Annotated in this window: 10 protein-coding genes and 1 tRNA gene; 6 read left to right on the top strand and 5 right to left on the bottom strand. The window is 37.1% G+C overall.

Translation table 11 applies throughout. The annotated features are described in order from the left end of the window. Positions 1–348: 348 nt before the first annotated feature. Together H4J46_RS01800 and H4J46_RS01795 are read left to right on the top strand one after the other, a co-directional pair. Complete coding sequence (locus H4J46_RS01800) at positions 349–2280, top strand: bifunctional diguanylate cyclase/phosphodiesterase (protein WP_182231867.1); 1932 nt, start codon at positions 349–351, stop codon at positions 2278–2280. A 109-nt stretch (positions 2281–2389) separates the two neighbouring features. Then, positions 2390–3055 carry a hypothetical protein gene (locus H4J46_RS01795; protein ID WP_182231866.1) on the top strand — a complete coding sequence of 222 codons (666 nt, stop codon included), beginning with the start codon at positions 2390–2392 and terminating at the stop codon, positions 3053–3055. Between the two features lie 159 nt (positions 3056–3214). On the opposite strand, the gene H4J46_RS01790 is transcribed toward H4J46_RS01795, so the two are convergent. Continuing rightward, positions 3215–4858, bottom strand: coding sequence for an NAD(P)/FAD-dependent oxidoreductase (locus tag H4J46_RS01790; RefSeq protein ID WP_182231865.1), 1644 nt, complete (start codon positions 4856–4858; stop codon positions 3215–3217). Positions 4859–5041: 183 nt separating this feature from the next. On the opposite strand from H4J46_RS01790, the gene fdxA reads away from it, so the two are divergent. After that, positions 5042–5374, top strand: coding sequence for a ferredoxin FdxA (gene fdxA / locus H4J46_RS01785; RefSeq protein WP_182198247.1), 333 nt, complete (start codon positions 5042–5044; stop codon positions 5372–5374). A gap of 192 nt (positions 5375–5566) precedes the next feature. Continuing rightward, positions 5567–5773: a CPXCG motif-containing cysteine-rich protein gene (locus H4J46_RS01780; RefSeq protein ID WP_182231864.1), complete on the top strand. Its 207-nt coding sequence runs from the start codon at positions 5567–5569 to the stop codon at positions 5771–5773. 156 nt (positions 5774–5929) lie between these two features. Here the strand turns inward: H4J46_RS01780 and H4J46_RS01775 are convergent, their stop codons facing one another. Further along, positions 5930–6547: a riboflavin synthase subunit alpha gene (locus H4J46_RS01775; protein ID WP_182231863.1), complete on the bottom strand. Its 618-nt coding sequence runs from the start codon at positions 6545–6547 to the stop codon at positions 5930–5932. Between the two features lie 68 nt (positions 6548–6615). Here H4J46_RS01775 and H4J46_RS01770 point away from each other — a divergent pair, with 68 nt between their 5' ends. Together H4J46_RS01770 and H4J46_RS01765 are read left to right on the top strand one after the other, a co-directional pair. Then, positions 6616–7989 carry an MATE family efflux transporter gene (locus H4J46_RS01770; protein ID WP_182231862.1) on the top strand — a complete coding sequence of 458 codons (1374 nt, stop codon included), beginning with the start codon at positions 6616–6618 and terminating at the stop codon, positions 7987–7989. Between the two features lie 222 nt (positions 7990–8211). Further along, a tRNA-Val gene (locus H4J46_RS01765) sits at positions 8212–8288 on the top strand. Positions 8289–8925: 637 nt separating this feature from the next. On the opposite strand, the gene H4J46_RS01760 is transcribed toward H4J46_RS01765, so the two are convergent. The 3 genes from H4J46_RS01760 to H4J46_RS01750 all read right to left on the bottom strand — a co-directional run bounded on the left by H4J46_RS01760 (position 8926) and on the right by H4J46_RS01750 (position 13337). Next, complete coding sequence (locus H4J46_RS01760; protein ID WP_182231861.1) at positions 8926–9906, bottom strand: transposase; 981 nt, start codon at positions 9904–9906, stop codon at positions 8926–8928. 277 nt (positions 9907–10183) lie between these two features. Further along, positions 10184–10543 (bottom strand): hypothetical protein, encoded by a 360-nt coding sequence (locus H4J46_RS01755; protein WP_182189677.1) that lies wholly within the window; start codon positions 10541–10543, stop codon positions 10184–10186. Between the two features lie 421 nt (positions 10544–10964). Further along, complete coding sequence (locus H4J46_RS01750) at positions 10965–13337, bottom strand: bifunctional diguanylate cyclase/phosphodiesterase (RefSeq protein WP_182231860.1); 2373 nt, start codon at positions 13335–13337, stop codon at positions 10965–10967. Positions 13338–13622: the final 285 nt, after the last annotated feature.

Genomic DNA, 13622 nt, shown 5'->3' with positions numbered 1-13622 from the left:
CAGTGTTGACGCTATCATTGAGCATAAAAAGTAAATTTATGTTACTCAGTTTTATTATTAATATGTTACTTATATTGTATGAATTAGTTATACTGATTAGGATATTGTCTCTTTCAAAGTCTCACGCTACCCGTCGATAATTTTATAGTTAAAAATGCGTAACGGCTTGATAAAATAAACATGTGTGGACATGATACCGACTCAATAAAGTTACTCATATGTATAAAAACATTAATAAGATGTAAAAAAAAATAAAAATAAAATGAAACTTAATGTTAAGATTAGTCAAAATATTGTAAAGGCAATATGACTGTTATTAGCGGATTTCTGATAACGGAATATTAAAATATGAATAAACTTACCGCTAAATATTGGCAAACAACCACACTTTTGATTATATTATTTTTCATCATTGTTTATATATTTTTTGTTTCAACTTTATCTAGAGAAATAACTACTTTTCATCACGGCCACCCCGCTATTACTTATGAATTACCTCAACAACAATTAACTGATGTTGATGGCTATTTAAGCCATATTTTATTCATTGATAACTTAGCCAGAGATAATGATCAGAAACTGGTTGTTAAAATAGCAAAAAAGCATGATAACTGGTTAGTAACACCATTAAATTTCATTTTATTTAATATTATATTAGCCGTACTCTATCCTTCCTTAGCGCTACTTTTGATTGGTTTTATCGCTGTTTTTTTAATTTTGAATTATCAAAAAAGTAAATTAGAAGATATTTTTGCTATTACTGATGGCATAGCAAACACCTTCGGTGAAAAGCATTCATACAAACCAGAATATTCTGTAGTAGCTAATCTAAACTATGCGTTAGAAGATATAGCACGATGTGCAAAACAATATAAAATAGATGCTGAGCAAAGTGCATTTTGTGACACATTAACAAAGTTAACTAATCGCCACACTTTCTTGGAGCACATTGAAAAGCAGTTAACACAGAGTGAAGAAATAAAAAGTGGGCTATTATTTATTGACCTTGATGGCTTCAAACAAGTTAATGACTCGTTTGGCCATTCATTCGGTGATGAAGTACTAATTCAAGTTGCTGAGCGACTAAACTCACTTGTTCGCAGTAATAAACTAAATTTCAGCCAATCAAGTAACTTTATTGAAAAAAACTTAGCTAGACTTGGTGGTGATGAGTTTACTATTTTTCTTTTTGATATAAAAAATTCAGAGTTTGCTATTAATATTGCAAAATTTGTCTTATCAGAACTAGAACGTGAATTCACTTTAGGTAATAAAACGATTAAAATTAGTGCTAGCATCGGTATTGCTATGTATCCTGAAAGTGCCAGCAAACCTAATACATTAGTACAATTAGCTGATGTGGCAATGTATCGCGCTAAGAAAGATGGACGTGGGGTTTATAGAATTTACTCTCCTGAAATGGGTAGCCAATTAAGGCGCTATCATTATTTATTAGAAGAGATGAGACAAGCCTTATATAACCACAGCTTCTTTTTAAGCTTCCAACCTATTATTCATGTTGAAGGTTGTGTGATCAGTTATTTTGAAGCACTTGTTCGATGGCAGCACCCCGTGGAAGGGGTTATTTCACCCACAGAGTTTATTCCAATCGCAGAAGAGTCTAATCAAATATTACCACTAGGTGATTGGATATTAAATGAAGCCTGTCGTCAAATGTTTGCTTGGTATAACGCTGGAATGAAAAAAACCAAAATTTCTGTTAATGTTTCTGTTATTCAACTTAAGCATCGTTCACTTTATCAGTGGGTTATGGATACACTGATAAAAACTGGATTACCACCTTCATCATTAATGCTTGAAATTACCGAGTCTTGCTTCCTTGATATATCAGATGAAATTATCACAGAATTAGAGAAACTTCGCCAAGAAGGTGTTTTTATTGCTATTGATGATTTTGGTACAGGTTTTAGTTCATTAGCAATATTGGCAACATTACCTGTCGATATTTTAAAAATTGATAAAATGTTTGTTAATGAAGCCACTAGTAGTATTAAATACAAGAAAATACTAAAATCAATCATCGACATGGCCTATCAACTTGATTTAAAACTAGTTGCTGAAGGTATAGAAGATATTATACAACTAGAATTATTAAAGTCGTTAGGGGTTAAATACATCCAAGGATTTTTAATTAGTCATCCTGAAAATTCAACGATTGTTGGCAATAAAGTATTACATCAAGGCACAAATCATCTTGCACACAAGGGTGCCGGTGTATGGCAACCCAATCCATCAAAAATAATTAAACCGATGAACTAGTGTCGTCTTAATTACCTTATTGCACAAACACAGTTTATACCAGCGATATTTTATGATAGGGAATAGGTATTTGTGTCAAGCTTTTAATCTCAGCGTTATACTTTTCTCAATGACTCATTTAAAGCGCTTAAGTTACTGTCTGCTAACTTTCTTGCTGCTGTTAAGCAATAATGTTCCAGCAAATGATTTATCGTCATGGAACATCTGGAAGCAAAATAGTGAATTAAGTGTTTTTTATCGTGCTAGTCAATATGACGATGTGATTGAAATTAAGGCACAGGCTAAGGTTAGTTCAAGTTTAGCGGGGTTTATCTATTTTATTGAAGATTTTAATCAGGTTCCACATTGGCTAGACAATGTAGAGTTTGTTAAATGCATTAGCAAAAGTTCAAGTACAGAAAGTGTATTTATTACTCGATTTAAAGGCTTATGGCCAATCTCAGCACGTGAAATAGTGACCCACTCTCGTTATTGGCAAAACGAGGATCTATCGATTGAGATTGCGGTTAAAGACGCTAGTAACGCCATAGAAAAAAACCAAGATGTGATACGTATGAACCTACTTAGCGCTCATTGGACAATAGTACCTATGAGCGCTGATCGCATAGCAATAACTTACCAGTTTATGGTTAATCCTAAAGGTAATATTCCACTATGGCTAACTACACCCATCACACTGAATAGCATTTGGACCACACTATACAATATTCAAAGCCAATTACCCCAAAGTAAATGGCAACAAAAAGTTAACGATGATATCCAAGAAATACACTAACCGTAAAGCGCTTGTGAACGCCGTACAACCAAACTGTAACATGAGATATTAAGCCGAGGCTGTAGGCTTAACTAAAGGCTTTAGTTAAACCTAACTGACTCATCAGGGAACATTATTCACTTTAATGAGTTAAACAATGACAACTCACTTAACATTTTATTAATAATGCTTCAGCATCGAAAGCGCCATGGCTTCGGCGACTTTAATACCATCAATACCCGCAGACAAAATACCCCCTGCATAGCCTGCACCTTCACCCGCCGGATATAACCCTTTTGTATTTAAACTCTCATAGCTATCTTTATCACGGGTTATACTAATCGGTGAAGAAGTGCGGGTTTCAACAGCAGTTAATGTTGCTTCAGCCATCGAAAAACCTTTAATTTTGCGTTCAAATGCTGGTAATGCTTCACGAATAGCTTCAACAGCGTAGTCAGGTAAAATTTCACTTAAATCGCAGTATTTAACACCAGGCTTATAAGATGGCGCTACAACACCATGTTCGCCACTTTTTCGTCCCGCAAGAAAATCACCCACTAGCTGTACCGGTGCATCATAGTTTTCACCACCCAGTTTAAAGGCCGCTTCTTCTAACCGACGCTGAAACTCAATGCCCGCAAGTACGTTGTCTTTGCTACCATTTTCGTCATAATCTTCTGGTGAAATACCGACGACAATAGCACTATTAGCATTACGTTCATGGCGTGAATATTGGCTCATACCATTAGTGACTAAACGCCCTGCTTCTGACGCGGCGGCAACTACTGTGCCACCAGGGCACATACAAAAACTATAAACTGAACGGCCATTTTTACAATGATGAACAAGCTTGTAATCCGCCGCACCTAAAATGGGGTTGCCCGCATTGTCGCCAAAACGAGCATCGTCAATGACTGATTGTTCATGCTCAATTCTAAAGCCAACAGAAAATGGCTTGGCTTTTATAAAGACACCTTTTTCATGCAACATAGTAAAAGTATCACGTGCGCTATGACCGATAGCCAAAGCAATGTGTTTAGTGTTTATTACCTCACCTGTCGATAGAGTTAAACCGGTAACCTGCCTATTGTCGTTGTCATCTTGCATTTCAGCAAAATGAATATCATCTACACGTTGTCCAAAACGAACTTCGCCGCCAAGTCGGTGAATTTCTGCCCGCATTTGTTCCACCATAGTGACTAATTTAAAGGTACCAATGTGTGGTTTACTGACGTATAGAATTTCACTTGGCGCGCCGGCATCAACAAACTCATGTAATACTTTGCGGCTATAATGCTTCGGGTCTTTGACTTGGCTCCAGAGTTTGCCGTCAGAAAATGTACCAGCACCACCTTCACCAAATTGCACATTGGACTCAGTATTAAGAATTTTTTTCCGCCAAAAACCAAAAGTGTCTTTAGTACGCTGGCGTACTTCTTGACCGCGCTCTAAAATAATGGGTTTAAAGCCCATTTGCGCTAAGAGTAAGCCCGCGAATAAACCACAAGGTCCCATACCAATAACCACTGGACGCTCGATTAAATCTTCGGGTGCTTGACCAACAAACTTATAACTTGTATCAGGGCTAACTTTAATATTTTGATCATTGACATGCTCAGCAATAAGCTGTTCATTTTGTGTTGTTTCTACATCTAAGGTATACATCAAAATGATCTTACTCTTCTTACGTGCATCATAGCCACGTTTAAAGATTGAAAAACTGGTAAGCTGCTCAGCGGTGATTTTTAATGTTGCAAGAATAACTTGCTCTAATTCTTCCGGTTGATGATTTAGTGGTAATTTGACGTTAGTTAAACGCAACATATCGTGTATCCAAAGCGAGACTAGGGTGAAAATTGGCGCTATTTTACCTGATAGTACTAGCGATACCAAATACAAAGCTAAAACAATAATTGAATTTGTTTATAAGCTAGGTATGATCTGACCTTTCATAGTAGTAATGCTAGTCGATTTGATAGCTCAATAAGATAAAATAAGTGGAATAAAATGGCGTTTGTAGTTACTGATAATTGTATTCAATGTAAATACACTGATTGTGTCGCAGTTTGTCCTGTTGATGCCTTTCATCAAGGACCCAATTTTTTAGTCATTAACCCTGACTCATGTATTGATTGCGACTTGTGCCCTGTTGAATGTCCCGTTGGCGCGATTTATCAAGAAAATGATGTGCCAGAAGATCAAAAAGACTTTATTGAACTAAACGCTGAACTGGCAAAAATATGGCCCGTGATCACCGAAATTATTCCTGCACCTGTTGATGCAGAGCAATGGGATGGTGTACCTAATAAAATTAATCATCTAATCACTGAAGTTGATTAATTAAGCGCATGAAATTGCCAACAGTTTTACAACGCGTTTTACCTCCACTCACTAAGGGCTTTACCCAAACAATGCTTTGCCCTTCAGTGGCAAGTTTTTTAGGCGATATTTAGCCTAGAAAAACTAGCATTTTAGCTAAAAAGATTCATACTAAAACCTACCATTCCTCAAGCTTAAAATCTAGGAGCAATCATGCCCCATAAGATTAAAGAACAACGCATTGAATGCCCACATTGCGGCCACCCTATACATTTGGCCTTAGACGCTAGTGCAGGTGACCAAGATTATTATGATGAATGCCCCGCTTGTTGCATGGAAATGCACTTGAATTTACATATTGACGAGTATCATCAAAAAATTTTACTAGGTGTTGGTAGTGATAATGAACAGTTTTTTTAAACAGTCGTTTTATTAAAAATCACTATTGTCCTCTTAAGTAAATACCTAACAATCAAGCAACATTGTTAGGTATTTACTCGACAACGATTAACTGCACTTTAGTTAAGTACTAGCAAGTCACATTCGGGTATAAAAATACTCGCGTCAAAACTAATGTTAGCTTAGTTTCATACGTTCAATGGTTTCAACAATCGTCATGGTTTGTTGATCGAGTTCAATATTCACTTTATCGCCAATCACCGCATTCTGTAAATTGGTGCGCGCTAAAGTTTCAGGTATCAGGTAGACCGAAAATAACTCTCCTACTTCAGCACCTAGCGTTAAACTAATGCCATTAATACTGATAAAACCTTTGGAAAATACATATTTTTGGTATTCAGGCGCTAAGATAAAACTTAACGTGCAGTTGTCCTGACTATCGATACGATTAGCCAAAACAGCTTGAGTATGAACATGGCCACTGAGCATATGACCACCGATTTCATCACCAATCTTTAACGAGCGCTCAACATTAACTTGTGTACCCAATTTAATATCAGCAAGGTTAGACACCCGTAACGTTTCATCAATAACATCAAAACTTATAAAGCTACTATGATCACTTAGATGGCCAAACTCAACAGCCGTCAAACAAACACCATTTATCGCCACACTCGCACCAATTTCAAGATTAGCTATTAGCCTAGAATCTAACGAGATTTTTAATCTTATCGCATTATTTTTACGCATTATCGCAATTACATCAGCTTGTGATTGCACTATACCTGTAAACATATATCATCCAACAAATATTCTACTTTTTGCTATCTTAGCAAGAATAACCTAATGATATAATTGCTTTGATGAACATTAATCGTTTTTTTTCCAATAGTAAAAATTTAATGAAATTGGCTTACCCAATTTTAATCGCTCAATTGATCCAAAATTTAATGGGTTTTGCCGATACTGTTATGGCTGGTCGTGTTAGTGCCACTGATATGGCCGCCGTAGCCGTAGCTAGCAGTGTCTGGTTGCCCTTAATTTTAGCCATATCAGGTCTTGTGATGGCATTGGCCAGTATTGTTTCGCAATTATCGGGTGCCAAACAGTTTGACCAAGTGGCAAAAGCCAGTTATCAAACCGCTTGGATAGCGGTTTTTTTCTCAATAATCATCATTATTCTCTACTACATTGCCACCCCTATGTTAATCGACTCTATTTCGATGGAGCCTAAACTCAAACATCTAATGTTTGACTATTTAGGTTACATTGTTTGGGGCGGCCCAGGCTATTGTCTGTATTTGGTTTTGCGTAATTATTCAGAAGGTTTGTCTTTTACTCGCCCAACCATGATCATTAGCATATTAGGCTTGTTGATTAACATACCCGCCAACTATATTTTTATTTATGGTGAGTTTGGTATGCCTGCACTAGGTGGTGCTGGTTGTGGTATTGCCACAGCTATTGTTTACTGGGTAATGTTCCTTGGCATGCTTGCCTATGCTTATTTTTCAAAACATCTAAAACATGCGCCATTGTTTAGCAAATTCTATTGGCCACAATGGTCAGAAATTAAAATTATATTAGCTTTAGGCACACCCATAGCATTTTCATTACTTTTTGAAGTAAGCTTATTTGCCGCCGTAGCCATAATACTTGTGCCCTTTGGCGCTAATGTTGTTGCCAGCCACCAAATTGCTATTAACTTTTCTGGTTTGGTTTTTATGGTGCCATTAAGTTTAGCGATGGCAGTGACCATAAAAGTGGGTTTTGAAGTGGGTAATAAAAACTTTGAAAAAGCTAAGGAACTCTGCCGATATTCAGTTATTTTAGGACTGGTTATTGCGGTAGTAACCGCAGCCATTACCTTATTGTTCAGCACACAAATTGCCACTATCTACACCGCAGATACCAAAGTACTTGAACTGGCTGCCAGCTTAATGCTTTTAGCCGCTTTATTTCAGTTCTCCGATGCTATACAAGTTATTTCAGCGGGTGCACTTCGTGGCTATAAAGACACAACGTCTATTTTGTATATCACCTTCTTTTCCTACTGGGTTGTCGGTTTGTCTTTTGGTTCAATACTGGGCTTAACCGATTGGATAGCACCAGCATCAGGTCCTTATGGTTTTTGGATAGGCTTTATTTCTGGCTTAACAGTAGCGGCCGTATTACTGGCTTGGCGCTTAAAAATAGTGCAAAAGCGCTTTGATCAACACGCCGTCTTGGAAAGTTAATCGAACGTTTTAACGCTGTACTCTAAAGCCTTACCTTTAGACTATTTAAAATAGCTGGTAACTTTTATTGAGCTATTTGTTGCTTAAATAAGCAAGCACAACACCCAGTGCTGAATTAATCAGCAATCGCATCATATTTTAGATAAAACTGCTTGCACTTGCTAAAACAGATCGCTAACATAGCGCTTCGTTGAGTCACTCAACAATTTACTTAGAAATAACGCTCGCTTAGCTCAGTTGGTTAGAGTACTTGCATGACATGCAAGGTGTCACTGGTTCGAGTCCAGTAGCGAGCACCAAATTACAGAAAAAGGGATAACAGAAATGTTATCCCTTTTTTGTTCCATAAAAAAATGTTACAGCTAATCTAAATAACTATCTCTTATTGATTTGTAGATGGTATCTAAAGAAATTCCCTTCAACGAATGACCAATTTACTACGGACGGACTTTTAAACTAAATAAGTCTGATTATAAGAAGTCTTTGGGGGATAAATACATTGTGGTGGAGGCAATCCAAACAGCCACACTTCGTCACACGAGTCGTCTGCTGCGGTTACTTCCAGATTGCCTTTAAATAATTTATAAAAAGTAAATTTATCTTCAAATTGTAGTAATTATAATGGCTATATATTAACGAACTATAGCTGTTCACTTATGCCACAAAGAATACCTTAGCTAACAAACGCCAAACAAGGTTTCGGATTAGATTTTCTATCGATCAATTAAACTATGCCACCCATAATAACGACAGCAAATAATAGCTGATTAGTTGTTGCGCTCAAAGATTAAAAAAATGATTAAAATACCCTTTTATAAAATAAATGACTACCAAGTTTGCTCGTTACTACTCATCTGCGTCAACGCATTGAATTTTATTCGAGTTTATTTTATTACCCTAAAGTAATCATAAATGTCAACTAATTAATAAGGAATATTAAGCGCTATTCAAACAGGCTTGAGCATTTGCTAACCCATGTGTTCGTTGTAAGCCAACATGTTCACTAAATTCACACAAATGCTCTGCTGTACCGACTGCTCCCGTAAATATACCTTCAAAATCTGAGGTGAGTTTTAACCAACTTTCATTACTTATGTGTAACCTAACAAGTATATTCGCTGTTTTGGGGTTAATGGCTCCACGCTTATCTTCGCGAAGAACACGGCCAGTTTCATCAACAAGTGATAAGTAGTCGGCGAGGCTAAAGCGAATACCTGTTGTTTTATGTTGATGTTCATTGCCCGTAAATGGCATTAACGACGCAGGTTGCTCACCTTTTATCGCGGCTTTTATCCGTAACTGAATACTAGTGAAATCTGATTGCTCTGGCGTAGCGGCAATACCTGCGCGTACGGGGTTTAAATCAACATAAGCCATGCACGACAGTAAAGCGCCCTCATCAAGCAGTGCTTGAGATTTAAATCGCCCTTCCCAGAAGTGCCCTGTACACTTATCCTCTCGGTTAGCTTGTCGGGCTATGGGTTCGTTAAGCGAGCGCATAAACCAACTGATATCAATTAAACGTTTTTTATAAATATCAGCAGTGCTTTCAACCATGGCCAGTTGAAATTTATCAAGCGGTTGTTTATTTTGATATTTTTGTGTTAATAATGTGCCGTTGAATAGCTGGTGCCAACGCTGAAGTACCTCTGCAGTTGACCACTTTTTCGCTTGCTCACTAGCAACATGTAATACGATATGTAAGTGATTATGCATTACAGCATATGCACAGATATCGATAGCAAATACCTGCGCTAATTGAAAAATACGTTTTTCAATCCATGTCCGTCTATGCTCATAACTAGCGCCTGTTTCCTTATCTACCCCACACAAAAATGCTTTTCGTACTGTGCGACTGCAAATGTGATAAAAGGGCGTATCTAATAAACTAATTTGTTGTGAGCGAGGCTTAGGCATAATAATCACCAGACTTAATCAAGGTAAATTAAGTCTAGCTTAGTGATGGAAATATAACCATGCTATTATGGGTGGCCTGATAAGTTTTTATAAGTTTTTTTCAGTCAAAGTTTATTGAAGAGCGTATAATCTTTATCAGTTAGCAATCCAATTAATTATTATAGTCCAATTTATAAGCTATTTTTAGAAGAGCATTATTGATTGAATCAACTTCACATTTTTACCGTGCAACTTATTGTAACTCAGGATGATTTGACACCGCTTTTAATTGTAATTTTTATAAACTGTCACACTCTACTAATTCAAAACCTTCTTCGAAAGTTGAGCTTTCAATAAATCCAAGATTTTCAGCCTCATTTAAATCTTTTTTATTAATAGTGAAAATATGGACCTGCCCTGTTTCCCCAGAGCAAACAGCGGGAAAATCAATCCCTTTATGAATTCCGCATTTTTCGGACTTAACTGATATCCCAGAATCAGTTAGATAACCTTTAGTCGTGCTAATAGGGATGGCATTATCTTGGCATTGTAGTTTTCCATTTGAGATAACCACTTCGATACTAATCTCACTACTACTGCCACCATCACACGCTATTAATATTGGGAATACTAAAAAAAATAAGGATTTAATTTTCATTGGAATACTCTAGTAGTTCGATTAGTTTTACAAAGCTTATTGTCAATAAATCGATAAATAAAAAAGTCATTAATCTTGCATGAATAGTGTAAACCAGATACCTTTTTTGTGTGAATTGACTTGGTCAACATTCGCCTTGGATTGTTGTACTTGGGCATAGAACACCTCATCTATAGTTAGATTTTGATGTCCGTTAAAGCGAGGGAAGATCACACCCATCGTAATAAATCGCAAAACTATTTTTTGGGCTGCTCGTTATCATGGGTGTCTTGTTAATTTTGGGTGTCTTATCATGGGTGTCTTGTTAATTTTTAGGCTGCTCGTTATCATGGGTGTCTTGTTAATTTATGGGTGTCTTATTAATTTCTTTTGTTAATTTATGGGTGTCTTATTAATTTCATTCGGCGTTTATTGGTCATCTTTACTGCTTTATCGCCTCATAGTATAGAGTTGGAGAAAAATTAAATGGATTGGAACAAACTAATTCCTCAAACTCTGTAATAGGCACTGGACGACTAAACAAGAAACCTTGGTACTGACTACACCCATTATTAAACAAAAACTGGCGCTGCTCATCGGTTTCAACACCTTCGGCTATTACATCATAGTTTAGGCTACTAGCTAGGTTAATAATTGTTTGTATGATTGCAGCATCATTAGGATCTGTTGTGATATCACGAACAAAAGATTGATCTATTTTTAATTGCTTCAGTGGTAATAGTTTCAGACATGAAAGAGAAGAGTATCCTGTGCCAAAATCATCCAAAGAAAACTCAATGCCGAGTTGATTAAGTTGTCGCATTTTGTCAATGATAATATCAACATTCTCCAACACCATGCTTTCGGTTAATTCCAGTTTTAAACAGCGCGGATTTATGTTCTTTGAAGAGATGATATCTTTTACAACGTTCACAAAATCGTCTTGTTGAAATTGTAAGGCACTAACATTGACCGATATCTGCCAATGCTCTCGGTTAGGGGTATTTTCCCATACTTTAAGTTGCTGACAAGCAGTCTTCAAAACCCAACACCCTATTGGAATGATTAAGCCGCTCCCCTCTGCCAAAGAAATAAAGTCAAGTGGCGAAACCATTCCTCGTATTGGGTGAAACCAGCGTAACAAAACTTCCGCACCTTGAATGCCTTTAATTTCATCTATCTGAATTTGATAATGCAATTCAAGCTCATCATTATCTATTGCTTGGCGAAGGTCAGCTAGAATAGCAGTGTTTTTTTCTAATGCAATCTGCATGGCAGGATCGAAAAAACGAATGGTGTTTCTACCTGCCGCTTTTGCCTGGTACATAGCAACGTCAGCTTGCTTTAGAACCTCATCCTGACAGGTTAAATTTGATTTGAATATACTGATGCCGATACTGGGCGTGCAGTAAAAAATCATTTCATTTTTGCCGGCTAAATTTTCTTTGGTAGATAATTTATAAGGTTTACAAATAGACAGTCGTATTTTTTGAGCCATTCTATCGGCAAGATGACTTGCAGTCACGTCATCATCACCAAGGTTGTCAATGATGGCAACAAACTCATCTCCCCCTAATCGAGCCACAAGGTCTCCCTCTCGAAGAGTCTCTTTCATTCTAGCGGCAACAGCAATGAGTAACTGATCGCCCATATTATGGCCTTGGGTATCATTAAGGATTTTAAAGTGATCAAGATCGATAAAAAAAAGTCCGCTAAATCGTTCGTCACGAGAATTAGCTGCCATCATGATTTGCAATCTGTCTTGCAACATTCTACGGTTAGGAAGCCCAGTTAGCGGATCGTAAAAAGCAAGTTGTTTAATTTGCTCTTCATAACTTTTACGTTCTGTAATATCTCTGCTAACACTCATTAAACCGTAACGAGTACCATCTAAACCATCAAAGGTTTTCTTGATAGTTTCATGAAATACCTTGGCTCCGTCAGGATAAACAACCCACTCATCTTGACTATATAATTTTCCACTAGCAATAATTTCTTGCTCATTAAGACCTGCATTAACTGTGGTTTTAAAACCTCCCGTGAGCTCTTGATCCACTTTCCCCTTAAGCTCTTGCTCTGTCAGACCAACGTACCTCTCAAAAACCTGATTACAGCCTAGGTAACGTCCTTTAGCATCTTTAAAGGATATTAAATCAGGTAATGAATCAATCAAGCCTCTCAACATACTTTGCTCGCGGTTTAACAGTTTTTGACTTTCAATCAGGTCCTGTGCGGATTTACGGCGATCTTGTTGGCGCATTAGTACCAAGCCCACTAACATAGTACAAACGGGGAAAATGAAGATTAAGGGCGCCATAATCGCGTTTATGACTTGATAACGCACATGCTCGGGCAATAGAAGCATACAAAACAGTACTGCTATTTGAATCAGCATACCGAATGCGTATAACTTTAACCAATCAAGCGTCAGTTTTTTTTGTTTCAAAGTATAGGCTAACAAATAACCCAAGCAACCAGGAATAATGACAACTAAGGAGCCTACTAACGCTCCTGCCCCACCAATATAAAGCCTTAAGCTTACCATCATAGCAGCGGCAATCAGGGTTGGTACCAATCCAAAAAATAAACCACAAAGGCTGATAAGGACCCAGCGTGTGTCAAAGAACAGTCCAGGAGACAACTCCCATGAAGTATTCATAACTGCCAGACCGAGTATACCGACAAGTAATCCGGATATTAAATCACGTACGGTTTTATTCTTGATAGATTCTAGATTCAGAGCATCGTAAATAACGCCTAAAGAAATTAAGAGCGCTGCATTGTAGAGTAAAGCGGTAAAGCTGCTAGTATCCATCCCTAGTATCCTTCTCTAATTGAACACCTTTAAAAGTTGGTGAGTATTTCACCTTTCAAAATCAACAATAACTGTATGTCTTTCATAATCTTGGTGTTTTTTAATAATAATACATGACGGTGTTTATTTAAGATAAGAACAAATCGCTAACTAATCAAATTGCCGTAACAAAAAACATGACAAGATCTTTAAGCAAAAATTTTGGTAAAAACCTAATCTAAAATAGTATTTTACTCCACAGTTTAATGTCTCGAATGTGCCAGTAGTAACCCTTTCAAACTAAGC

This window comes from Colwellia sp. MB02u-6 (genome assembly GCF_014077095.1).
Lineage (GTDB): Bacteria > Pseudomonadota > Gammaproteobacteria > Enterobacterales > Alteromonadaceae > Cognaticolwellia.
Note: the sequence above shows the minus strand (reverse complement) of the source record. Positions and strands in the feature narration are given on the sequence as shown.